Annotated in this window: 20 protein-coding genes; 16 read left to right on the top strand and 4 right to left on the bottom strand. The window is 54.0% G+C overall.

The window, feature by feature from the left end; all coding sequences use genetic code 11:
• Positions 1 to 654: 654 nt before the first annotated feature.
• Positions 655 to 2445 carry a thiamine pyrophosphate-requiring protein gene (locus tag ABD971_RS29215; RefSeq protein ID WP_345327254.1) on the top strand — a complete coding sequence of 597 codons (1791 nt, stop codon included), beginning with the start codon at positions 655 to 657 and terminating at the stop codon, positions 2443 to 2445.
• Between the two features lie 75 nt (positions 2446 to 2520).
• The gene (locus tag ABD971_RS29210) at positions 2521 to 3609 is read left to right on the top strand and encodes an enolase C-terminal domain-like protein (protein WP_345327253.1); all 1089 of its coding nucleotides are present in this window, start codon (positions 2521 to 2523) and stop codon (positions 3607 to 3609) included.
• A 92-nt stretch (positions 3610 to 3701) separates the two neighbouring features.
• Here the strand turns inward: ABD971_RS29210 and ABD971_RS29205 are convergent, their stop codons facing one another.
• Complete coding sequence (locus ABD971_RS29205) at positions 3702 to 4742, bottom strand: SDR family oxidoreductase (protein ID WP_345327252.1); 1041 nt, start codon at positions 4740 to 4742, stop codon at positions 3702 to 3704.
• A 258-nt stretch (positions 4743 to 5000) separates the two neighbouring features.
• Between ABD971_RS29205 and ABD971_RS29200 the strand changes: the two genes are divergently transcribed.
• From ABD971_RS29200 to ABD971_RS29140, 14 genes are all read left to right on the top strand, one after another.
• The gene (locus tag ABD971_RS29200; RefSeq protein WP_345327251.1) at positions 5001 to 5657 is read left to right on the top strand and encodes a cytochrome c3 family protein; all 657 of its coding nucleotides are present in this window, start codon (positions 5001 to 5003) and stop codon (positions 5655 to 5657) included.
• Between the two features lie 107 nt (positions 5658 to 5764).
• Positions 5765 to 8926: a TAT-variant-translocated molybdopterin oxidoreductase gene (locus ABD971_RS29195; RefSeq protein ID WP_345327250.1), complete on the top strand. Its 3162-nt coding sequence runs from the start codon at positions 5765 to 5767 to the stop codon at positions 8924 to 8926.
• A complete protein-coding gene (gene nrfD, locus ABD971_RS29190) occupies positions 8923 to 10284 on the top strand; it encodes an NrfD/PsrC family molybdoenzyme membrane anchor subunit (RefSeq protein ID WP_345327249.1) in 1362 nt (453 codons plus the stop codon). Before ABD971_RS29195 ends, nrfD begins: the two co-directional genes overlap by 4 nt.
• On the top strand, positions 10281 to 10811 hold the full coding sequence (locus ABD971_RS29185; protein WP_345327248.1) for a DUF3341 domain-containing protein: 531 nt from the start codon (positions 10281 to 10283) through the stop codon (positions 10809 to 10811). Before nrfD ends, ABD971_RS29185 begins: the two co-directional genes overlap by 4 nt.
• A gap of 151 nt (positions 10812 to 10962) precedes the next feature.
• Positions 10963 to 11655 (top strand): c-type cytochrome, encoded by a 693-nt coding sequence (locus ABD971_RS29180; RefSeq protein ID WP_345327247.1) that lies wholly within the window; start codon positions 10963 to 10965, stop codon positions 11653 to 11655.
• Positions 11652 to 12773 (top strand): hypothetical protein, encoded by a 1122-nt coding sequence (locus ABD971_RS29175; protein WP_345327246.1) that lies wholly within the window; start codon positions 11652 to 11654, stop codon positions 12771 to 12773. Before ABD971_RS29180 ends, ABD971_RS29175 begins: the two co-directional genes overlap by 4 nt.
• Positions 12763 to 13167, top strand: a complete 405-nt coding sequence (locus ABD971_RS29170; RefSeq protein WP_345327245.1) for a hypothetical protein — start codon at positions 12763 to 12765, stop codon at positions 13165 to 13167. The genes ABD971_RS29175 and ABD971_RS29170 overlap by 11 nt, the downstream gene beginning before the upstream one ends.
• The gene (gene coxB, locus ABD971_RS29165) at positions 13164 to 14219 is read left to right on the top strand and encodes a cytochrome c oxidase subunit II (RefSeq protein WP_345327244.1); all 1056 of its coding nucleotides are present in this window, start codon (positions 13164 to 13166) and stop codon (positions 14217 to 14219) included. The genes ABD971_RS29170 and coxB overlap by 4 nt, the downstream gene beginning before the upstream one ends.
• On the top strand, positions 14209 to 15873 hold the full coding sequence (gene ctaD / locus ABD971_RS29160; protein ID WP_345327243.1) for a cytochrome c oxidase subunit I: 1665 nt from the start codon (positions 14209 to 14211) through the stop codon (positions 15871 to 15873). The genes coxB and ctaD overlap by 11 nt, the downstream gene beginning before the upstream one ends.
• Positions 15870 to 16523 (top strand): cytochrome c oxidase subunit 3, encoded by a 654-nt coding sequence (locus ABD971_RS29155; RefSeq protein WP_345327242.1) that lies wholly within the window; start codon positions 15870 to 15872, stop codon positions 16521 to 16523. Before ctaD ends, ABD971_RS29155 begins: the two co-directional genes overlap by 4 nt.
• A gap of 4 nt (positions 16524 to 16527) precedes the next feature.
• On the top strand, positions 16528 to 16932 hold the full coding sequence (locus tag ABD971_RS29150; protein ID WP_345327241.1) for a cytochrome C oxidase subunit IV family protein: 405 nt from the start codon (positions 16528 to 16530) through the stop codon (positions 16930 to 16932).
• Entirely contained in the window at positions 16929 to 17750 is an 822-nt protein-coding gene (locus ABD971_RS29145; protein ID WP_345327240.1) for an SCO family protein, read from the top strand. The genes ABD971_RS29150 and ABD971_RS29145 overlap by 4 nt, the downstream gene beginning before the upstream one ends.
• On the top strand, positions 17747 to 18202 hold the full coding sequence (locus tag ABD971_RS36130; protein WP_425571390.1) for a c-type cytochrome: 456 nt from the start codon (positions 17747 to 17749) through the stop codon (positions 18200 to 18202). Before ABD971_RS29145 ends, ABD971_RS36130 begins: the two co-directional genes overlap by 4 nt.
• 36 nt (positions 18203 to 18238) lie before the next feature.
• Positions 18239 to 18676, top strand: a complete 438-nt coding sequence (locus ABD971_RS29140; protein WP_345327239.1) for a PPC domain-containing DNA-binding protein — start codon at positions 18239 to 18241, stop codon at positions 18674 to 18676.
• Positions 18677 to 18751: 75 nt separating this feature from the next.
• Here ABD971_RS29140 and ABD971_RS29135 read toward each other — a convergent pair whose 3' ends face one another.
• The 3 genes from ABD971_RS29135 to ABD971_RS29125 are packed head-to-tail and all read right to left on the bottom strand — an operon-like array spanning position 18752 to position 23398.
• Positions 18752 to 19963: an FAD-dependent oxidoreductase gene (locus ABD971_RS29135; protein WP_345327238.1), complete on the bottom strand. Its 1212-nt coding sequence runs from the start codon at positions 19961 to 19963 to the stop codon at positions 18752 to 18754.
• A 32-nt stretch (positions 19964 to 19995) separates the two neighbouring features.
• Positions 19996 to 21852, bottom strand: coding sequence for an APC family permease (locus ABD971_RS29130; RefSeq protein ID WP_345327237.1), 1857 nt, complete (start codon positions 21850 to 21852; stop codon positions 19996 to 19998).
• Complete coding sequence (locus tag ABD971_RS29125) at positions 21842 to 23398, bottom strand: vitamin K epoxide reductase family protein (RefSeq protein ID WP_345327236.1); 1557 nt, start codon at positions 23396 to 23398, stop codon at positions 21842 to 21844. Before ABD971_RS29125 ends, ABD971_RS29130 begins: the two co-directional genes overlap by 11 nt.
• Positions 23399 to 23472 lie beyond the last annotated feature (74 nt).

Here is a 23472-nt window from a genome sequence, read left to right as displayed (position 1 = left end):
CACCTACTATTTGTCAACTTCGGTCCCAATTTTGCTGCACACATCGGCAATGCCAATGTGCTGCGCAAAGCTCAGCAAGTCGGTCATGCTCTGTTCAGCAACTGTACACATAGGAGATTTGTCAGATGTTCAAAAAAGTTCTCATAGGCTTCGCCTGCGCGGTCATGGTCGCGTTCACCGCTAGTGATGCTAGCGCTTTCCACGGTCGCCACCATCGTGGCAACGCGTGTGGCTATGGCGGGTATACGTATTCAGTACCTGTCCGAAGCTATTACCGTGCGCCGTCGTACCGCTACAGTGGATACGGCTATGGGCGATCCTCGTACTACCGTCCCTCCATCTCAGTCGGCATTGGCGGGTCGCCCTACTATCGCTCTGGGTTTGGCGGTTATGGACTAGGGGGTTACGGCTACGGTGGGTATCCCGGCTACGGTTTTGGTCGTAGTGGCGTGTCAATTGGCTTCGGCGGTTTTGGCCGAGGTTGGTAGGTGGTCGCCGTGCTTATCGGTGACAGAACCGATCCGCAGGTTCGCTAGAACGATAAACGACAGTCGTCGAACCGCTCTGTCGGATTGCTAAACGGAGTCCGATCGACGGAGCGATCGGGCGACTTCCGTTTTCCCTCGATTCGTCGCTATTTCAAAGGTAATCTTGATGAGTAAAACAGTTTCTGATTTTGTTTTCGAGCGACTGCATGAGTGGAAAGTGGATCGCATCTACGGATTCCCCGGCGATGGTGCCAACGGGTTGTTCACTGCGATGGACCGAGCGATGGACAAATTCGACTTGGTACGGGTTTCTCACGAGGAAATGGCCGCGTTCATGGCGTGTGCTCACTCGAAGTTCACCGGTGATGTCGGCGTTTGCATGGCAACTTCGGGACCGGGAGCCATCCATCTGCTCAACGGTCTTTACGATGCCAAAATGGATCATCAATCCGTCGTCGCCATCGTCGGTCAACAAGCACGTATGGCGCTGGGGGGAACGTTCCAGCAAGAAGTGGACCTGATCTCACTATTCAAAGATGTTGCGGGCGATTACGTCCACATGTGTAGTGAACCGGCGCAGATTAAACACCTGATCGATCGCGCAGTTCGCGTTGCATTGTCCCAACGCTGCGTCACCTGTGTAATCATCCCCAATGATGTTCAAGAGTTGGACTTTGCAGAACCGCCTCGTGTGCATGGATGCACGGCCTCGGGTGTCGGTTACCTAGCACCCCGAGTCGTTCCCTTTGCAGGACATTTGGAAGAAGCCGCGAAGATTCTCAACGCTGGACAGAAAGTGGCCATGCTGGTCGGTGCTGGCGCGCTGCGGGCATCCGCCGAAGTCGCCCAGGTCGCTGAATTGCTCGGTGCAGGTGTTGCGAAAGCACTCCTGGGTAAGGCAGTACTCCCCGACGAAATTCCGGGCGTGACCGGATCGATTGGTCTACTGGGAACGAAGCCAAGTTGGGATTTGATGCAAGATTGCGACACGCTATTGATGGTCGGGTCGGGATTTCCGTACTCCGAGTTTCTTCCCAAACCGGGCAGTGTGAAAGCAGTGCAGATTGATATCGATCCAAAGATGCTTTCGATCCGCTATCCAATGGATGTACCCTTGGTGGGCGATGCCCGTGAGACACTGCGAGAATTGATTCCGCTGTTGCAGCGAAAAGAGGATCGAAGCTGGCGTGAAACCATCGAAACGAACGTCAAAGATTGGTGGGAAGTACTCGATGGGCGATCAAAGAACGAGGGCAAACCGATCAATCCGCAACGGGTTTTCACGGAACTGTCTCCCCGGCTGCCGGACAACTGCATCATCACTTCCGATTCGGGGTCCGCGGCGAATTGGTATGCTCGCGACATCAAGATACGCGAAGGAATGATGGGAACGCTGTCCGGCAATCTGGCCACCATGTGTCCAGGGGTACCCTACGCGATTGCCGCCAAGTTCTGCTGGCCTGATCGACCGGCGATCGCGCTGGTCGGCGATGGTGCAATGGAGATGCTCGGCATCAATGGGTTGGTCACAATTTCGCGTTATTGGAAAGATTGGTCCGACCCGCGATTGATCATCTTGGTGCTCAACAACCACGACCTGAACCAGGTCACTTGGGAAATGCGTGTGATGAGCGGCTGCAAAAAGTTTGAAGCCTCGCAGTACGTTCCAGATTTCCCCTTCGCCAGTTATGCCGAGAGTCTCGGGCTGGCGGGCTATCGCGTCGACGATCCTGAAAAAGTTGGGGAGACGTGGGATCGTGCGTTGGCAGCCGATCGACCAGTCGTGGTCGAAGCGGTGACCGATCCCGAGATCGCCTGTTTACCGCCGCACATCACGCTCGACCAAGCCGTCAATTTTATGTCGTCGATTGCACACGGCGATCCCAATCGGCTGGCGATGATCAAACGGGCATTCAATGAAACGGTGGAGAGTTTTATTCCTCACGGAGACGAATGATCGCCGAACCGCTCCGCCGGTTTTATTTGAGACATCGACCGGCGGAGCGGTCGGGCGACCGTTAGCGCTCAATTTATGGCTCCGCAAATCGAAGAATGTCAAATTTCCGCCTTCACGATTCCAACGGATCAACCGGAATCCGACGGGACGTTGCAATGGGACTCAACAACCCTGGTGCTGGTCGAGTTGGCGGCGGCTGGCGCGACCGGTATCGGTTACACCTACAGCTGCCCTGCCACGGCAACACTCATTGACGAGAAGCTACGCTCGCTGGTTGTTGGTGCTAACCCGATGAACATTGCGGCGAGCTACCATGCGATGGTCCATCACACTCGCAACCTCGGACGCCCCGGTATCGTGTCGATGGCGATTTCCGCAGTCGATGTTGCGCTGTGGGATTTGAAGTGCAAGCTACTCAAGGTTTCACTGGCAAAGTTGCTTGGGCAGGTTCGCGATGCTGTCCCCGTGTACGGCAGTGGTGGCTTTACATCTTATAGTGACGATGAGCTGCGTGAGCAAACCAGCGGTTGGGTCAAGGAAGGAATTCGGCAGGTCAAAATGAAAGTGGGACGCGATACGTGTCGCGATCCACACCGTGTAAAAATCGTTCGCGATGCGATCGGCGACGCCGGATTATTTGTCGATGCCAACGGCGGGTACAGCCGCAAGCAAGCGGTTGCATTGATGCACAAATTTGCAGACCTGGGAGTGACATGGTTTGAAGAACCAGTCTCTTCCGACGACCTGGAGGGACTCAGGCTCATTCGCGATGCAAACGTTCCCAATGTTGAAGTTACGGCTGGCGAATATGGGTTTCAACCCAGCTATTTCCGCCGCATGCTGGAGTTGGGTGCAGTCGATGTCTTACAGGCCGACGCGACTCGTTGCGGCGGAATCACAGGTTTCCTAGCCGCTGCTGCGATCAGCGACGCTTTTCTAATTCCGCTGTCCTCGCACTGCGCACCATCATTGCACATGCACCTCGGCTGCGCTATTGCCGGAATTCGCCACCTCGAGTATTTCCACGATCACGTTCGAATTGAACAGAAGTTGTTTGATGGATTCGTGCCAGCAAAGAACGGAAAAATGAAGCCGTCAATGGAGCGATTTGGACTTGGTCTTGAGTTCAAATCCAAGGATGCCGAGATGTATCGAAGGTCCTGAGCCTGAGTACAAGAACGCCAGCAAGTTCCACCTCGCGCTAAATGCGACGAGCTTCGAGAAAGATTTCCATTACACGAATCCATGGTAACCACTTAGCATCTCGTTCGTTTACTGTTTGACGCCAGCAAGCTCGTTCCGACCAACGCAGCAAATCCAAGTCCCACACCGATCATCGTCAACTGTCGGCCCGGAATCGTTTCAACAAGGGACAACAGCGGGCTGTACGATCGCGCCCGTTCATCAAAACTGCCGTGCGCCCCGTAGTCGCCGCCTCCCGGGCCATCGACTGGTGACCATAAATTGTGGGGCGCGTCGGCGTCTTGTGGCTCGGAAGTCTGCTGGGATACGAAACCGTTTTTCGCGAGATAGTGATCCGCAAAACCCGGCGCGATCTTTTGTCCGATGATCGCCTTGACTGCGGAATATCCGACCCAGACTTCACGACGACAATGATGCGCCGCAAAGTAGATCGCGTCCGCAGCCACCTCGGGTTGGAAGATTGGCGGCACCGGTTGTGCTTTGTTCGGCAGACGAGATTTCACCCACGAAAACTGTGGAGTATTGACTGCGGGCATTTCAACCACCGTGACATGTACATCACTTTGGTCATGGATCAATTCGCAGCGAAGTGAATCGGTAAAACCAATGATCGCATGTTTGGCAGCACAGTAGGCCGATTGCAGAGGAATGCTGCGATAGGCCAAAGCCGACCCGACTTGTACGATCGTGCCTCGGTTGCGCGACCGCATCCGCCGGAGCGCCGATAGCGTTCCATAGACATAACCGAGGTAAGTCACTTCGGTAACCCGTTTGAACTCGTCCGCCGTCATCTCAGCGATGGGAGAAAACACCGACACCATGGCGTTGTTGACCCAAACGTCGATCTGCCCGAGTTCATTCTCGATACGCTCGGCAGCGTTCTCCACCGCTTCGGCATCCGCCACGTCGCAAGGCACAACGAATGCTCGGCGGCCTTCTTGCATCACTTCGGATGCAGCGGCATTTAAGCCGTCTTTGCCCCGAGCAATGAGTCCGACATCGTATCCGTCAGCGGCAAATCGCCGGACTGTAGCGCGGCCAATTCCCGCCGAAGCACCCGTAATGACCACGACTCCGCTTGATCCGTTCGACATAAATTTTTCTCCACCGTTAGGTCTAAGTAAAACGTCTTATGGGGCCTTTCCCCATACCAGTTTCCGAGACGTGAAAGGCTTTGGCCTTCATTAACCATCATTAACCATTTCGGGAGACCAGCAGCATCATTTCGTTCCGCAAACACTATGCCAACGAAAAGGAAGCTAACTTGTTGAGAGTGAATTGATCGCGGGCACAGGATTTGCATTATCGGTCAACAAGTTGTTCGTTTCGCGTTCTCAAGCGAGGAAGAATTCGTGCCTCAGATATTCTCCAAATCTGCGGACACGATATTTCGGTCGGCGATTGTCGCCAGTGTGCTGAGCATTGGAGCAGTGGGCGGTGCAATGTTAGTGATCGCTCGGTCGTCCTACGTGACCGGCCAGCACATTGCAGTTACGCAGGAAGTACCGTTCAGCCATCAACATCATGTCGCCGACATCGGAATTGATTGTCGTTACTGTCACCAAAACGTCGAGACCTCACCGCGAGCAGGCTTGCCCACGACGCAGGTTTGCATAAATTGTCATCGAAAGTTGTTTAATCAAACCGACCTGCTGGCTCCCGTACGAGCGAGCCTTCGTGAAGGCAAGCCGCTGCACTGGAACCGTGTTCATGATTTGCCGGATTACGTCTATTTCAATCACAGCATTCATGTGCATAAAGGAATCGCCTGTTACGAATGCCACGGCAATGTCGGTGAAATGCCGCTGATAATGCAGGCCCAGCCGTTGACGATGCAATGGTGTTTGGATTGCCATCGTGATCCACAGCAACATGTACGTCCTAGAGAGCTTGTATTTGAACCACAACCGTTGGAGAAATTGGTCGCCAATCCCAATGTATTACGAAAAGAACTCGCCGAAGAATACGAACTGACGAGCCGAACCGATTGCTATACCTGCCATCGGTAGCAGTCGCCTTCGTCCTTGAGGCGACGAAACCGCAGAGTTTGGTAAGCTTCCAGCTTGCCTTTGCGCGACGAAACGCAAGCTGGAAGCTTACGCCACATAGAAGTCCAATGCCACGCACCCAATCATTACCGTTAATCGTGCCGACTTGCCATAGTTGCCGAACCGCTGCGGCGGTGCGTGATGAACCGCCGGCGGGCGGGACAGTGCGCAAACGTTTCTGGTGGCGGTCGCTCGAAGAACTTACCGAAACGCAAGAGTTCCACGACTACCTGCATCGTGAGTTTCCTGAAAATGCGTCGGAGTGGTTGTCTGGATCGCGACGCGACTTCCTGCGACTGATAGGCGCATCGCTGTTTCTTGCGGGCGTCAGCGGCTGCGATATTAAGCAGCCGTCCGAAATGATCGTGCCTACGGTAGGCTCCGCCGATCATGCTCCGCCTGGGTTGCCGCTGTATTTCACAACCGCGATGGATTTCGCTGGTTCAGCCGTTGGGCTAACAGTTCAATCCCGCGATGGTCGCCCAATCAAAATCGAAGGCAACGCGAATCAACCTGCGAGCCTTGGTGCGACCAACGTGTTCGCGCAGGCCGCCACGCTCGACTTGTACGATCCTGATCGTTCCCACACGCCGTCGCATTTGGGAAAGCCAACATCGGTAGAGCGACTGCGCGAAGTCTTTGCGGCGCTGCGACAGAAGTTCGATCAAGACGAAGGACGGGGTTTGCGCATGCTGATCGGGACGCGCACAAGTCCAACGTTGGCGAGACTGCTCGATGGTCTCTCCAAGCGGTGGCCCAAGTCGAGGTGGTTTGTGTACGAGTCTGTCAATGATGACAACGTGCGAGCTGGAATGTCGATTGCGTATGGCCAACAAGCGGCCCAGCATTGCCCTATTTATGATTTCAGTCGCGCCGATGTCGTTCTGTCAATTGACTATGACTTTTTAAGCAACCGGGATTGTCCACCTTGTTATGTACGCCAGTTCGCAGATCGGAGACGGATCGTTGGTGGTCGCGAAGCGGCAGACAATTCGATAATTCGACTTTTTCATCTTGGTTCGACTCCAACACTCACTTCATCCAAAGCGGACTATCGACTTGCCCTCCCGCCATCGCAAATCGGCAACGTGATGAACGCGGTTGCATCGCAGCTCGATGGACAGCTCGCCAGTGCTCCATCGGATTACACGACTTGGATTGACCGACTTGTCAATGACTTGAAGGCTGCGGGAAAGCGGTCACTGATTGTTGTTGGACGAGATCAACCGCCGGCAGTCCACGCTTTGGCACACGCGCTCAACCAGCGTCACGGCGCGGTTGGCGAGACTGTGCAGTTCATTGCATCGTCACAAGTTCGCCCCGTCGACTCGCCGTCGGATGTAGCCATGCTGCGACAGCTCACTGACGAGATGCTCGCTGGCGACGTGAGCGAATTGTTCGTCCTGGGCGGGGATCCGGTCTTCGATGCTCCCGCAGAATTGGACTTTACGAAAGCGCTACGAGCCGTCGATTTCAAGCTCGCGCTGGCTGCATCTGCGAACGAAACTTCACAGGCGTGCGATTGGCTGGTGCCTCACTCGCATTTTCTCGAAAGTTGGAGCGATGCGCGAGCCTACAATGGGGTCGCGAGTACTGTGCAACCGTTGATCTCACCATTGTACGAGAGTCTTTCGGAAGTTGAGTTGTTGGCGCTACTGATTGAGGATGCGGATTCGGGCTATGCGGCGGTTCGCAAGACTTGGAGTGAGTCGTTGGGCGAGAATGAGGACGATGCCCGCTGGCAGAAGGCACTCGCCAATGGGGTGATTGAAGACACGAAAACCAAGATAACCACTTTATCGTTTAACCGCGTGCCCAACGGTCCGCGTTCGTCATCGCAAGAAACAAACGGGGCGACGCCCACGCCGTTAAACGATCAAAACTCATTCGAGATAATCATCAAACCTGATCCGACGATTTGGGACGGACGGTTCGCGAACAACGGTTGGCTGCAAGAACTGCCGAAACCACTTTCGCACGTAGTGTGGGATAACACGGCTTGGATTGCACCAAGCGACGCGACTCGATTCCATTTGAAGAACGGTGACGTTATTCGCGTGGAAATTGGTGAGCGCACGATTGAAATTCCTATCTGGATTGTCCCTGGCCATGCACCTGCATGCATCACATTGTTTGCAGGCTACGGACGCAGTGTGGTCGGCAGGGTGGGAGCGGGGACGGGCGTGAAAGTTGTTAGCCGTTTTGGCGCTAGCCACGGTTCTCAGACTGCCGAAAGAAAACGGATAGCTAAGGTCGTTGTCGTTGGTCGAAAGCAATCCGTGGTCACCACCCAGCATCACCAACTGATGGAAGGTCGTGACTTGGCTCGCGCCGGATCTTTAATGGAATACCTCCAACAACCCAGCAACCCACTGTTCGCTCATCCGCCCTCACCCGTACCGGACGACTCCTTCTACGACGACTGGCCGTACAAGCAATCCAACAAGTGGGGCATGACGATTGACCTGACCGCCTGCGTCGGTTGTTCCGCTTGCGTGATCGCTTGCCAAGCCGAGAACAACATCCCAGTAGTTGGCAAGGAGCAGTGCGACAAGAATCGTCACATGCATTGGATTCGTATTGACACTTACTATGAAGGCCCACCAGACCAACCAACCCATACGCTTAACCAACCGGTGCCGTGCATGCAGTGCGAACACGCACCTTGTGAAGTGGTCTGTCCAGTCGCCGCAACCAACCATAGCGACGATGGATTAAACCAGATGATCTATAACCGCTGCGTCGGCACTCGGTATTGCAGTAACAACTGTCCCTACAAAGTGCGACGTTTCAACTTTCTTGATTACTCAGGCGAGTTCATTTCCGATCCAAGTTTGCATCTACTTTCTAATCCCGAAGTCACGATGCGCAGTCGCGGCGTGATGGAGAAGTGTACGTATTGCGTGCAGCGAATCGAGCACGCGAGAATCGCAGCGCAGTTGGAAGATCGCGCAATCCGTGATGGAGAGATTAAAACCGCTTGTCAAGCCGTTTGTCCGGCTCAAGCGATTCGCTTTGGAGACCTAAATGACTTGGGCAGTGACGTGCGCCGCGCACACGATCATCCGCTGAACTACGCGATGCTGGAGGAACTGGGCACGAAGCCGCGCACGACCTATCTGGCGGAAGTTTTTAGCCGGGAGGCGGAGCTAGCGTCGCCGAATCGCTCCTCTGATTCGATTGCAGAACAACCGACGGAGCTGTCGGATGACGATGAGGCAGCGTCATGACGCGTACCGAACTTCAAGACGTGCTTAGGGTGACGACTGAGACGAGTTACGAATCAGTCACCGCGGATGTGGCAAAGATTGTTCTCGATCGTGGACCGCGCAAGGGCTTGCTGTTCGGGATTCTGGTCGGTTTTCTTCTGCTCAATGTGCTGCTCACCGCAATCGGTTGGTTGTTCGCCTTTGGTGTTGGCGTCTGGGGAATCAATATCCCCGTCGGTTGGGGCATTGCGATTGTAAACTTCGTGTGGTGGATTGGGATCGGACATGCAGGCACGCTGATTTCGGCGATCCTGTTGTTGTTGCATCAGAATTGGCGGACGAGTATCAACCGCGTCGCGGAAGCGATGACACTGTTCGCGGTTGCCTGTGCTGGTCTCTACCCGCTGCTGCACTTGGGGCGACCCCAGTTCTTCTATTGGCTTGCCCCCTATCCGGCAACGACCGATCTTTGGCCTAACTTCCGCAGCCCATTGATTTGGGATTTTTTTGCTGTTTTGACCTACGGCACCGTGTCGTTGTTGTTCTGGTACTTGGGGATGATCCCCGACTTGGCCACGATGCGTGATCGAGCCACGAGTCGTCGGGCGGCAAAGACCTACGGCGTGCTGGCGCTCGGTTGGCGAGGCTCGGCGCAACACTGGCTTCACTACAACAAGACGTATTTGATTTTGGCGGGTTTGGCGACGCCGCTGGTCGTATCGGTGCACACGACGGTCAGTTGGGACTTTTCGGTCGGTATTGTCCCGGCTTGGCATTCAACGGTGTTCCCGCCTTACTTCGTGGCCGGTGCGATCTTCTGCGGCTTTGCGATGGTATTGCTGATTACGATACCGATGCGACGGCTTTATGGCTTAAAAGATTTGATCACGGCGAAGCATCTCGACAACATGGCCAAGGTCATGCTCGCCGCCGGGCTGGGCGTCGCGTACGGATACTTGATGGATGCGTGGATGGCTTGGTATCGAAACGAACCGTTTGATAGTTACATTTACACAAACCGATTCTGGGGTCCGTACGCGTCGATCTACTGGGGCCTGATTGTCTGTAATTGCGTCATTCCTCAACTGCTGTGGTTCCCATACTTTCGTACTCAAACCCTGGGGTTGTTCGGCATTGCCTTGGTTATCAATGTCGGCATGTGGCTCGAACGGTTTGTCATCATCTCAATCAGCCTGACTCGGGACCACATGCCGTCAAGCTGGGCGATGTACTATCCCACGATTTGGGATTGGCTGTTGTATCTGGGGACGTTCGGCCTGTTCGTCACCTTGCTGATGTTGTTTCTCAGAACACTGCCAGCCATCTCGATGTCGGAAGTTCGTGAGTTGTTACACCAGTCGCGGGAGGACGAATCATGAGCAACTGGGGATTTTTGGCACAGTTCACGAAGCCCAGCGACTTGATGGATGCGGTGCGTCGTTTGCGAGAGGCCGACTTCATAGCGATCGAAACTTTCACGCCGTTTCCGATCGACGAGTTGAACGAGCTGCTTCCGGTACGGCGATCGCCGATGCCGTTGGTGATACTGGTTGGCGGTTTGATCGGTGGCGCGTCGATCTACTTGCTCCAGTACTGGGTCAATGTGAGTGCTTACCCGATCAACATCGGAGGGCGACCGTTGCATTCGTGGCCTGCGTTCATTCCGCCGACGTTCGAGTGCATTGTGTTGCTGGCGTCGTTGTTCGCATTCGTGGGTGTGATTCTGGTATGTGGACTACCGCGATTACACCATCCGCTGTTTGAGATCGAAGCGTTTAAACGCGCGAGCACCGATGTTTTTTTTGTGGCAGTGCGAACAGATGACGCGCGGTACGACGCGAGAGAATTGCGGGAGCTGTTGACGGAAGCGGGTGCCAGCCAGACGTGGGAGGTGCCGAATGTGTAGAGACCGAAATGCAAGTGTGGCTTCGCTCACCTCGACACAAGATTGCAAATTGAAGAATGAACATTTGCGTCGAATCCATTTTCACCAGCCAATTTCCGCTGTATGCGTAACAGTTCTTTGTCTCCTGATCTGCACCGGCTGTACACAGGAAATGTCGAATCAACGTCGCTTGGAGTCTCAAGAACAAACGGAGGCTTTTGCCGATGGCATGGCGTCTCGTCCACTACCACTGCACACGATCACAGCAAGCGAGTCCGCAACGGCTTCCGTTTCGGCGGGACAAACCGCAATGGGTGTTTCGTCGATACGACCCGCGCAGGTGGATAACGACGATAGTTATTGGGATGGCAAGGTCGATGGCGAACTTGTCGACTCCGTTCCCAAGCGAGTTCTTGAGCAACTTGACATGCGTCAGTTAATCAAACGAGGGCAACAGCGATTCAATATCTCATGCTCGCCGTGCCACGATCGCGTCGGTAGCGGCAACGGCATGGTGGCGCGTCGCGGTTTCAAGTACCCGCCCAGCTACCATACCGATCGACTTCGCCAACTACCGCTCGGTTACGTCTTCAATGTTGCCACCAACGGTCACGGAGAAATGCCGAGCTACGGCGACAGCATCTCGACAGATGATCGCTGGGCAATCGCAATGTATGTGCGGACGTTGCAGTTCAGTCAATACGCGCCGAAAAGTGAATTGGATGAAACGGATTTGGAGGCATTGCAGAAGGGGGGCGTTAGCTTCCAGCTTCAAATTCCTGAACCGCAGAACAGTGGCGTAAGCTTCCAGCTTGCGAATGAGGAACCGCAAGCTGGAAGCTTACGCCACAAGGAGGCACCATGAGCACCTTCACTCGCCTCATTGCCGTCGCAATGATTGCCTTCCCAGGATGCGGCTTGGCGTGGTGGCTTGCCGCGAAGCAATTTTTGCTGGCGTACTTGGCTGCGGTTCTGTTGCCCTGGAGTGTGTCGGTCGGCTCCATTGGACTATTGCTAATCTATTCGTTAACAGGCGGGAGATGGGGGCAAGCCGCCTGGCCGTGGCTGGCGATGAACGCGAGATTGATGCCGCTGGTTGCAGTTCTATTCATACCAGTTCTTTTGGGATCGAGCCAAGTCTACCCATGGGCGAACTCAGACCTCCTGCAACAATTCGATCATACGGAAAATCGACAGTGGTTCTATCAGGTACCGTTCTTTGTTGGACGTAGCATGTTCTACTTTGTAGTCTGGTCGATTCTGGCGTGGATCAGCACTGTTGGTCTTGGACGAGGTTACGAGTCCCGCGCGACAGGACACGTAACCTCGTCCCCTACGTCGCAACCGCTCGCCGGACTCGGAGCAATCGCTTTGCTGTTGACCATCACCTGGGCAGGGATCGACTGGGTCATGTCGTTCGATCCCTTTTTCGGATCGACCTTGTTTGGCGCGCTGCTGGGGATGGGAGCGATCTTAGCCGCAATGAGTGCTGCCGTGGCGGCGGTCTGCTTCTGGTCACCTCTTTCCGATTGTTCTGCCGATGATAAAACGATCAGCGATCTGGCGGGATTGTTGCTCGCCTTCTTGATGCTGTGGGCTTACTTTTCGTTTGCCCATTTTCTGATCATGTGGATGGGCGATTTACCAATTGAATCGCGGTTCTATGCAGTGAGAACCGTAGGTGTTTGGAGCTTGATTTCACCAATGCTGGCGGTCGGCGGATTTGTTGTCCCGTTTTTGTGTCTGCTATCTTACCGTTTCAAACGAAGCCCGAAGATGATCGGCACACTCGCTCTCGGATTGCTCTTGATGCGAACGATTGAGTTGTGGTGGATGGTGCTGCCAGCCGATGGCCAGACCACGGCAACCAGTTTGCCTTGGGCAATCTTGCCGACAACCATCGCGGTGGTGACCACCTACGTAGCGGGTCTAAGTTGGCTCGCCGAGCGCCGCGAAAATGGAGTCATTTCTCATGTCGCATGAACCTGGACACGAGCCGGATGCCGTGTGGACGCGAACCATTATAGGGATCGGACTCGGTTTGTTTGGACTCGTTGTGTTTGCGATGGTGATAACGGGTCTCACGCTGAAGTGGTTGATTCCCAGTTCACCACCGACAGGTACGGACCAAGTGTGGAAATTGCAGAATCGTGTCCCTGGCGTCCAGTCTAATCAAGCATACGAACGCGAGCGAATCGTTGCCGAGGAACGAGCATTCTTGAAACAGTACGCCTGGCAGGATGACGCGCACACAATCGCGAGAATTCCAATCGAGCGCGCGATTGAGATACAAAGTGATCCAGCGCTGCGTAGTCGACATGCGACGGTTGATAACCGACCGCAGAACGCTGGGCCACCGTTGGAGGACTCGCCATGAACCAATCGCTGCGATTGCTTCCCGATGCGGCTTCACGATCTGCCACTGAAGTTGATATTATTTCCTTGACGCTGCTCGGCATCACGACATTCTTTTCGGTCGCAATCGCGCTGGCGATCATCTTCCTGGTGGCGAGGTACTGGCACAATCGCGATGTCAATCGCGAATCAACTTCGACGAATCGCATGCATTGGATTGTCGAGCTTACATGGTCGATTGGTCCACTGATTATTCTGTTGGCAGTTTTTGCCTGGGGGGCCGCGCTTTACATCAAGGAACATCGACCGCCATCGGACGCGATTGAAATCTACGTGGTTGGGAAACAGTGGATGTGGAAGATTTCCCACCAGAACGGACGCCGAGAGATCAATTCGCTGCATGTTCCGACGGGACAACCGGTGCGTCTCACGATGATTTCCGAGGACGTGATTCACAGCTTTTTCGTTCCCGCATTTCGTACCAAACGTGATGTGCTGCCGGGGCGGTACACGACGCTGTGGTTTGAGCCGACAAAGCCAGGCGTGTATCACTTGTTCTGTGCTGAGTATTGTGGCACCGAGCATTCCAAGATGATCGGCGAAGTGATCGTGCAGACTCCGCAAGAGTATGCCGGGTGGTTGGCGGCGGAAGAGAGTGAATCGCTCGCCCAGCGTGGAAGAAGACAGTTTGAAGCGATGGGATGTTTGCAATGCCACGGCGGCTTCATCGGTAACGAATCGCCGGCCGTCGCTGGCCCGCCCCTGACGGGGCTGTATGGTCGCACGGTGATGTTGAGTGATGGCGAATCGGTCATCGCGGACGAAGCCTACATTCGGCGCTCGCTGCTTGATCCGCAAGCGGATGTGCATGCTGGTTTCAAACCACTGATGCCCAGTTATGACGGCAAATTACAGCCGGAGCAGATCATGGAAATTACGGCCTACTTGAAGTCGATCGCGGATGCAATAGGACCATTGGCTGGTCCGGGCATGGAAAATGGCCCAACGCTCCGCAGCCAGGAGAATGAGCGCAACGGGGCGGAAGATCTGAGGGAGAGTGAGAATGACGAATGATGCCCCGACCGCAGAGCGTTCGGCCACATACCTCACGGACGGGCTAACAATTCGTTCATGGCTGCTGACCAACGACCATAAACGAATCGCCATCCTGTATATGCTTTCGCTGACGTTCTTTTTTTTCGTGGGTGGTGCGGCGGCGGTGGCATTTCGCCTGGAGTTGCTCACGCCCGAAGGCGATTTGATTTCCGCAGACAGCTACAACAAAATGTTTTCGCTGCACGGCATCATCATGGTCTGGTTCTTTCTGCTGCCAGCAGCGCCAACTGTGCTGGGGAACTTTTTGGTTCCAATGATGATCGGCGCTCGGGATCTCGCCTTCCCTCGATTGAATTTGCTCAGTTGGTATCTGTTCATGGCAGGCGGACTATTCACGTTGACCGTCATCGTCGTTGGTGGCGTTGACACGGGTTGGACGTTTTATACTCCCTACAGCAGCACCTATGCGAACACACATGTAATCCTGGCCGCGACCGGAGTGTTCATCACCGGTTTTTCGTCGATTGCAACGGGACTGAACTTCATCGTCAGCATCCATACGATGCGCGCACCCGGTTTGACTTGGACACGTCTGCCCATCTTCATTTGGTCGATGTATTCGACCAGCGTCATCATGGTGCTGGCCACGCCTGTACTAGCCGTCACGCTCGGCTTGATCGCCGTCGAACGACTATTCGGGGTTGGCATTTTCGATCCAGCGATCGGTGGCGATCCTGTCCTGTTCCAGCATTTGTTCTGGTTCTACTCGCATCCAGCGGTCTACATCATGATCCTGCCCGGTATGGGAATCATTAGCGAGATTGTGCCGTGTTTTTCCAGAAAACCGTTGTTTGGCTACGGTTTCGTTGCCGCCGCCAGTGTGGCCATCGCGGTCCTCGGCTTCTTGGTATGGGGGCACCACATGTTTGTCAGCGGCCAGTCGGTGTACGCGGGCGTTCTGTTTTCGCTGTTCAGTATGTTGGTTGCCGTGCCATCGGCAGTAAAGGTGTTTAACTGGACAGCGACGCTCTACAAGGGAGCCATCTTTTTGTCCACACCGATGCTTTACGCACTCGGATTCATCGGTCTGTTCACGATCGGCGGCTTGACAGGAATCTGTGTTGCGACATTGGCATTTGATGTGCATGTGCATGATACCTATTTCATCGTCGCACATTTTCACTACATCATGGTAGGTGGGATGGTGATGGCGTATCTTGGCGGCATCCATTTTTGGTGGCCGAAAATGACGGGCCGAATGTACTCGGAGTGGTGGGGACGTGGTAGTGCGGTGATCGTGTTCATTGGCTTCAATTTGACGTTCTTTCCTCAATTCATTCTTGGTTATTTGGGAAACCCCAGACGCTATCACGTTTACCCCGATGAGTTTCAAGTGTTCCATGTGATGAGTACGCTGGGAGCTTCGATTTTAGGAGTCGGCTACTTGCTTCCGATGGTGTACTTGCTGTGGTCGCTAAAGTTCGGCAAGCGAGCGGGAAAGAATCCGTTTCACGCGACCGGATTGGAATGGCAGACGAATTCGCCGCCACCAACGCACAACTTCGAGACGACACCGATCGTTATCGGACCACCGTACGCCTACACGACCGATCACCCGGAGTTGACGATCGGCGAGGGAGAACCAGAGCCGATCAGGAGTGCCTTGAAATGAATCATGCAGTCCAATTCGATGACGTCGAGCAACAGCGTTCAGCCACCCTGCTGGGAATCTGGATTTTCCTGGCGACGGAAGTCTTGTTTTTTGGTGGTATGCTGGTTGCCTACATCGTTTATCGCTACGAGTATCCGGAAGCGTTCAGCCTAGCGAGCGAGCATTTGAACGTCTGGCTCGGAGGCGCGATGACGGCGGTGCTACTACTTGGCAGTTTACTGGTGGCAATCGCGGATCATTTGATTCAACAGGATGACGATCCTTCGCATGTCCGACGTGCCGTTTTTCAACGTCTCATGTTTACGGCGCTACTGGGACTCGCCTTTCTGAGTTGTGAGTTCTACGAGTACTACGAAGTCGTCACAGAGAATTTGTTTCCTGGCGCGAATTTTGATGTTGCGGCGTTTGCCTCTGCTTCGATTGCTGGAAGGTTGGCTCAAATGTTTTTTGTGTTGTACTTCTGTATGACCGGTCTGCACGCGCTGCACATGATCGTCGGCGTGTCGCTCGTGACTTGGATGGCGGTAGTGGTTCGTTGGTCTGGTCCCCCTTGCGGTTGGGCTAATACTCTGAACGTCGTCGGATTGTATTGGCACTTCGTCGACATTGTGTGGATATTTTTGTACCCGTTGTTTTACTTAGTGGCCTAAGTCGATGAATGCCCCCGATCGCCTCAAATCGCTATACGCCGCATTCAGCGCACTGATACTCCTATTGATGGCAACGATCGGGTTGAGTTTCGTCGATCTGGGTGCCGCGCATACGTCCGTAGGAATTGGTATCGCGTTGGTGAAAACGCTGATCGTCGCTGCCGTTTTCATGAACCTGCTCGCGCCAAACAGCACCGTGAGACTGGCGTCGGCGGCCTCCATGTTGTGGTTGTCGTTCCTAATTCTGTTTGTGATGGGTGATTACCTCACTCGCGGATGGGCCGAGACGCAAGAGCGTCGCCTAGAGAACGCCGATCACTACACAAGCTATGACCGGGTGGAGTATTCAGGCAAGCACATTCAGCCGCACACGCAAGGTCGATCCAGTCGAGAGGATATTTGGCCATGATTCGGTGGAAAGTTTCGGTGCTTGTTTTGCTAACGATCTCAATGGGTGCGGTGCGCGATTCGAGCGGCCAGCAGCCTCGCCAGATTCTTGACACGGCGCGGATCGAGCCGCAGATGGGAGCCTCGCTGCCTCTAACAGGCGAGTTTCGCGACCACTCGGGACACACCGTCGTATTGAGCGAATTGCTGGGAAAACGCCCGATTGTTTTGTGTCTCGTCTATTTTGACTGCCCGATGCTGTGCAAGTTGGCAGCAGATGGGCTTGTGCGGACGGTCGCTAGTTTGCCCGAAACGGTTGGCCAGGATTTTGATGTGCTCCTAATCAGTTTTGACCCCCATGACACGCCCGAGCGAGCCGATGCTGCACGTCAACTTGCGCTTAAGAACTATGCAAGAAGCGGCGCGGATGCGGGTTGGCATTTTTTGACCGGGTCGCAGGTTGAAATTGATCGTGTGACCAGTGCCGTCGGCTTCCACTATGTGTGGGACGATGCTTCAAAGCAATTTGCTCATGCTTCGGGATTGATCGTCGTTTCGCCCGAGGGAGTCATCACGGAGTACCTGGACGGCGTACAATTTTCGCCGCGAGCATTGATTTCAGCAGTTCACCGGGCAGGTAACAACGAAGTATTCACGCAATCGCCCACGTCGTTTGTACGGTGCTATCTGTATGATCCCACGACAGGCAAGTTTGGTGCTACTGTACAGTGGACCATTCGGGCGATGGGCTTGCTGACGGTGTTGGCGCTCGCGACTTTGATCGTGCGACTGTACCACGGCGAGAAATTGCAATCTACAAAGGAGAGCAATGCATCATGAGAAATCGCGTGATGTCGATTTTTGAGACTTTAATTGCTTTGGCAATTTTTGCTTTGTGGACATTCGGTGGATCAGCAATTCAGATCGGCGCTGAGGACCAATCGGCTGATTCAAACTCCGCGATTTCTCGTATCGAGCGCGGTAGATACTTGGTGCATGACGTCGCCAAATGCACGGAATGCCACACGCCGCGTGACGCTCGCGGAGAACTGATCGAATCTCGATTGCTTACGGGCGCAGCAATTCCAGTGGTTGGTCCCCATTTTGCCAAGCCCTGGGCAGCGCAATCGGCGTCGATTGCGGGACTTGGAAACTACGATGAAACTTTCGTTCGTCATCTACTGGTTCGCGGGGTGCGTCCAGACGGGTCTCGTCCAAATTCCCCGATGCCACGATTCAAAATGACAAAAGAGGATGCGAACGCAGTGATCGAGTATCTGAGGTCGCTATGACTGTTTTGAAACTTAAAATAATTGAAAGGCAAACCGATGAAATCTAAGCTAATCCATAATGCTCAGCAGAAGACGTATGCATTGGTCTTCGAGACTGGCGACGAATGTGTCACGCTAATGGAACAGTTTGCACGCGAACATCGTTTGTCTGCCGCTCAAATTACCGGGATCGGCGCATTCCAACAGGTAACGTTGGGATATTTTGACTGGGAGCAAAAATCCTATTTGGAAAACAAGATCGACGAACAGGTCGAAGTTGTTTCGCTGATCGGCGATGTGGCCGAAAAGGGTGGCGAAGCGAAAGTCCATGCCCATGTTGTTGTGGCTCGGCGTGATGGTACGGCCTATGGCGGACATTTGCTGGGCGCGACCATTCGCCCCACGTTGGAAGTGATTGTTACCGAGTCACCTTCGTATCTCGCGAAGAAAATGGATCCCGTGAGTGGCTTGGCTTTGATTAACATTGACAAATAGCGGTCAAAAATAGTCGCCCAATCGTTCTGCTGGATGGAATTGAACAGTCAAACCGACAGAGTGGTTCGATGACTTCTAGTTCTCAATGTGTTCAGGCTGAAATCCGATTCCGATCCAGCATCCAGCTAATCGCCGCGCGATCGGAGCAAGAGGTACTAGCAACCAACGTACATACCAAGGTGGCGAGAATGGTTTGCCAGGTTCGGTACCTCGGCCAAATAGATTGGCATGAATGAACGCTTGCATTCGCTGAGTCTTGCGGGCGGCGGGTTCGCGTCGTCGCTGTACTTTTTCAAGATCGGACTCCGTAAGCGTTCCTGTTTTGAGCGGCTCGGTCAGCAGGTTCGCTGTTGCAACCGCGTCCTGGATCGCCAGGTTGATGCCGACACCGCCGACCGGCGACATCGCATGAGCGGCATCGCCAATGAACAGCAATCCTGGTTCGTACCAGCGGTCGATTGAATTGAGTTTGACGGTCAACAATTTGATGTCCTCCCAGCAATTGAGCCGCATTGCGACTTCCTGCAACGGTGGACAAACCCTACCGATTGTTTCTCGCAGCGCATCGAGTCCTTCAGCTTTGATTTGTGCAAACCCGCCTTTGCGAATCACCATGGCGACCTGATAGTGATCACGGCGTGGAATCGTGACCAGCATGTGTCCATCACGGAGCCACGCCAGCGTGTGATCGTCGTCTGCGTCGGGCCGATCAAGTCGAAACCACAGCACGTCGATCGGGATACCCCTTTCGTGTGGCGAATGACTTGAAACGCTCCGAATAGTCGATGCGCGGCCATCGGCAGCAACAACGAGGTCGGCTTGGATTTCGTAACTCTCTGCGTCGTTCCCGCATCGGACGCCCACCACACGATCGTTTTCGCGGATCAATTCGACTCCTTTCGTACTCATCCGCAGATCGAATGGGGGAAACTGTTTTGCGTGCTGGGTCATCAGGTTCAGAAAATCCCACTGCGGAACGAAACCGATGAACGGACATTTGGTTTTAAGGTGTTTCACTGTCGGGCCTAGAAAGTTCCGGCCATTGATATTCATCTTCGGTTGGTTAACGCGAAAGTCGGTGATGACCAACATTTCATCGAGCAATCCCAGTTCATCCAACAATGTGAAGGTTGACGGATGAACCGTGTCGCCGCGAAAATCACGCAGGAAATCAGCGTGCTTCTCCAGCACGATGACGCTCACACCGGCCCGCGCCAGCAAATAGCCGAGAAAAATTCCGGCTGGCCCGCCGCCTACGATGCAGCATGAAGTTGTTGTTGTGTTCACGAAATAGCCTCGACGAAAAGTTCACGCATCTCTCAAATAATTAGCCGTACGCCTCCAAATTCCTCCAACCGGTGTTTGAGACTTTCGCCGGTCGGAGACCCGATGAACATCAAATTTGCAGGAATGTTCCACTCCTTTGCCAATGCGGCTACCCGCGCAGGTGAAAAATCACCTTCCACGGTTACGTGTTCGATGTCGATCTCGGGATACGCTTCGTCTAGGAAACGGATGTGTTCGGCCAACTTCACGGGAATATCCGATTCGTTACGATACAGTGTTACGAACTTGACTCGCTCGGTGTGCTCGTTGTCTTTTATGTACTGAATCACCTTGTTCAAGTTCGGCAAATGATCTCCTCGCGTGAAAAACACAATCCGTTGACTGCGAATCTGGTCTAGCAAATCGTGAACCCGCTTGTCGAATTGGTTGATGCGACGTGTCGCGATTCCCCACCATGCCGCGCTACGACGATCGTTCCCTTCGATCGCCTCCAGCTTTTCCCGTTTTACTTTCCTCCGCGCTTCATCCAGGAAGAACACGACCAATTCCAGAATCTGGACGCGAGTGAGCATCACCGTGACCACCAACATCGTCGGCACGAGGTATTCTAAAAATACGATCAGGTATCGTTGATTCAACCTGGCGTTGCCCATGATGGCGATCCCGACCGCAATCATCGCAATCAAAACCGTTAAATATGAGGCTCGCGACGGACGCGGCAATTGGGTCCGCTTGATTTTCAGCAACAGGTTCCCGATCGCAAACAATGCCATTACAGACAAGAATGAAAGTGTATAAACCGCTGCCAAGGATTTCAGTTCCCCTTGAGTGATCAACAGGACGGAAACGCTCAATAAAAAGAACAAAACGATGATTCTGTGTGGGCTTCCGCGATGGTTTTCCTTGAGCATAAAACTCGGTAAACAGCGATCGAGCGCCATACGTTTGACCAAACCGGTAACGCCGACGTAACTGGTCAACGTTGCACCGCTGAGTACAAGAACGGCATCAATGCCGACCAACCATGACAACCAATTGCCGCCGGCCACGAATCCCATGTGCGAAAGCAAGTCGTTTTGGAATTGCTCGCGAACGGCGACGACGGGAACGAGCGACAAGGCGAGCATCGCCATGCCCGGATTCAGAAGCGTCACTGCAATCCACATGTTCCGGAGTGTTTTTGGAAACACGCCTTCGGCCTGCTCTTCGACGAAGTTGGCTGACGATTCAAATCCCGAGATACCTAGCATCGCCGCAGCGAACCCAAAGAAAAGGGCAGAACCAAACCCAGCAGGTTCAGGTGTGCTCAGATTCAGCCATAAGATTTCGGTGCCAATGGATGTGAGCGCGTATACGCCGACCACAAACAGCAATGCCATCGACATGAGATGAAACACGAAAATTCCGACAGCTACTTTAGACGATTCCGTGATGCCGACAATCGTCAACACCATGAAGAACGCGAGCAGTCCTATCGTCGCAGCGATCACCGGCAGTCCATTCCACATTGAGTGCAGATAGTGCATCGCCTCGTTAGATGAGATGACAGCGGTCGCCATGTACGACAAGATTGTCAAACACGCGGCAATGGATGCTCGGTACTTGCTGGTCGTGTTTAGCAACGCGTTATAGGCGCCGCCATTCAGGGGCAGCGCACCGACGACTTCCGCATAAATCGAGCGGAACAGATAAAGAGTCGCGGCAACTAGCAAGAGGCAAACAGGAGCCCAGCGTCCCGCATATCCGATCGCCAGAGCTGACACGTACAAGCACGAGGACGTGATATCGTTCCCGCAGATCGCGGTAGAAGCCAGTTGCCCAAGTTTGCCTTTGGAGCCTATTGCGGAGGTTATCGTAGCAGGCGACTCGTGATTGTTGTCAATGGACATATTGATCCCAGGCACCGTAGGACTGGGTCTTGGGGCCGCGCGGAAATGTTAACGCGAATACTGCCGCTGCGAGAATACTGCAAACCATTGCATAGCCGGATGATGCTTGCACGATCCATGGACCAATGCCGAGTGCAATCGCCAACAGCAAATTTAGATAGCGACCGATGCGGACGACTTCGCCCATGCAAATCACCGACACGGTCACGATCAACGCTCCGCCCAAATGCCCAATGTCAGCAGCGGTGGTGTGGATATCAACTCCAAACCAAGTCGGCAAGAACATCACGACGATGCCCAGGACGGTCGCGGCAATTAAGGTCCACGGAAAGCTGATGCCCCAGATCGACGCTTTGAACATTTGCCACGGTTTAGCGGGAAGTTCCATAATTGCCGGGGCGGGATCGTCATCAGTGCAACCTTCAGAGTCACCGCCCTTCCAGAAAATCGCCCACAACGATCCGCCCCGATCGCCTCGCTGTTTCGCTTGCTTCACATGCTGGCACATGGCGACAACTTCATCGACTTCCAGTGGTAACATCGGCAACATGATCAGTGCCGCGAGCAGACACATCGAACACCAGTGATGCACGATCACGGGTTGCGAGATCATCAGGATAATATGCGTCAGTCCCAAAGGAATGACCAACACACCAAAGAACGCGACCATCCACGGCATCGTGCGCCAGCGAGACGGGCTGCCCATGTATCCCATTATGAACTCAAACGTGTAGGAGATGGTTCCCAAACCACCGTCGGAAATTGGCCACATGTGCGATAAATCAGAGTTCAATACCTTTTCGGTTCCACCTTGAAAACCGAAAAATGGATCCCACACGTAGTCAATGTATCCGAGCTGGAACATCGCCAAGTACCGCGAGATAATGAACCCTGCAAATCCGGTTGCTATCATTATCCAGCGTTGTGGCCAACTGGATGGATTGTAGCTCCAGCCAGGCGGCGTCGCTTTGCCGTGCTGCATGTACATGATCATGTTGGGCATACCAGGAATCAAAATCGTCAACGCCATCACTAAGATGCCCACCAGAGAATCGTTCATGTAGGACGCAGCGGTCGGTGCCCAAAAAACAACCGCAGCAAAGGTCAACCAGACACCAACAAAGCAGCACGCCCACAAACTTTTGGGCCGGTTCGGAGTCAGCGAGCGCCAACCCAACACGATGAGCAACAGCCCCGACACGATATCGCTGGCGGTCATCATCCAAGCTCGCCACTGTTGCAATTCGAGCGTCGAAGAATCGGCGAACCACGGTCCCCGACCGCCACTCGGATCGACCCACAACGCAGGACTCAAGTAGCCAAAGTTAAAGGGCGCGACGAGTAACCAAACACCCAACAGGGGCAACGTCCAGTAAACCCAGAGGTTTTGCTTATGATGCATCTTCAGCATGGATAGTCGATCATCATCCGTCATCTTGTGATGACCTTCAAGCTCACCCTTTTCACCGTCATGCTGCATGTCCATTTCCGCCATCGGACGAGTGACACCGCGTGAGCCCATCAAACCGTGACAGTGTTTGTTCATTTGGTTGGTCCCTTCCCTATGGATCCGTGAGTAAGTGAGTTGACGCATCAGCGGAACGGCGAGACCCGCCCGGT

Source organism: Novipirellula rosea, from assembly GCF_039541335.1.
Classification (GTDB): domain Bacteria; phylum Planctomycetota; class Planctomycetia; order Pirellulales; family Pirellulaceae; genus Novipirellula; species Novipirellula rosea.
The sequence above is the reverse complement of the archived record's forward strand: the minus strand, read 5'-3'. Positions and strand labels throughout refer to the sequence as shown.

Bases quoted from the DNA above. Each gene is read 5' to 3' on its own strand.
- nrfD (WP_345327249.1), top strand. From the start codon at position 8,923: ATGACGCGTACCGAACTTCAAGACGTGCTTAGGGTGACGACTGAGACG.
- ABD971_RS29155 (WP_345327242.1), top strand. From the start codon at position 15,870: ATGAATCATGCAGTCCAATTCGATGACGTCGAGCAACAGCGTTCAGCC.
- ABD971_RS29130 (WP_345327237.1), bottom strand. From the start codon at position 21,852: ATGTCCATTGACAACAATCACGAGTCGCCTGCTACGATAACCTCCGCA.
- ABD971_RS29195 (WP_345327250.1), top strand. From the start codon at position 5,765: ATGCCACGCACCCAATCATTACCGTTAATCGTGCCGACTTGCCATAGT.
- ABD971_RS29175 (WP_345327246.1), top strand. From the start codon at position 11,652: ATGAGCACCTTCACTCGCCTCATTGCCGTCGCAATGATTGCCTTCCCA.
- ABD971_RS29215 (WP_345327254.1), top strand. From the start codon at position 655: ATGAGTAAAACAGTTTCTGATTTTGTTTTCGAGCGACTGCATGAGTGG.
- ABD971_RS29185 (WP_345327248.1), top strand. From the start codon at position 10,281: ATGAGCAACTGGGGATTTTTGGCACAGTTCACGAAGCCCAGCGACTTG.
- ABD971_RS29170 (WP_345327245.1), top strand. From the start codon at position 12,763: ATGTCGCATGAACCTGGACACGAGCCGGATGCCGTGTGGACGCGAACC.
- ABD971_RS29125 (WP_345327236.1), bottom strand. From the start codon at position 23,398: ATGAACAAACACTGTCACGGTTTGATGGGCTCACGCGGTGTCACTCGT.
- ctaD (WP_345327243.1), top strand. From the start codon at position 14,209: ATGACGAATGATGCCCCGACCGCAGAGCGTTCGGCCACATACCTCACG.
- ABD971_RS29210 (WP_345327253.1), top strand. From the start codon at position 2,521: ATGGCTCCGCAAATCGAAGAATGTCAAATTTCCGCCTTCACGATTCCA.
- ABD971_RS29205 (WP_345327252.1), bottom strand. From the start codon at position 4,742: ATGTCGAACGGATCAAGCGGAGTCGTGGTCATTACGGGTGCTTCGGCG.
- ABD971_RS29145 (WP_345327240.1), top strand. From the start codon at position 16,929: ATGATTCGGTGGAAAGTTTCGGTGCTTGTTTTGCTAACGATCTCAATG.
- ABD971_RS29150 (WP_345327241.1), top strand. From the start codon at position 16,528: ATGAATGCCCCCGATCGCCTCAAATCGCTATACGCCGCATTCAGCGCA.
- ABD971_RS29140 (WP_345327239.1), top strand. From the start codon at position 18,239: ATGAAATCTAAGCTAATCCATAATGCTCAGCAGAAGACGTATGCATTG.
- ABD971_RS36130 (WP_425571390.1), top strand. From the start codon at position 17,747: ATGAGAAATCGCGTGATGTCGATTTTTGAGACTTTAATTGCTTTGGCA.
- coxB (WP_345327244.1), top strand. From the start codon at position 13,164: ATGAACCAATCGCTGCGATTGCTTCCCGATGCGGCTTCACGATCTGCC.
- ABD971_RS29180 (WP_345327247.1), top strand. From the start codon at position 10,963: ATGTCGAATCAACGTCGCTTGGAGTCTCAAGAACAAACGGAGGCTTTT.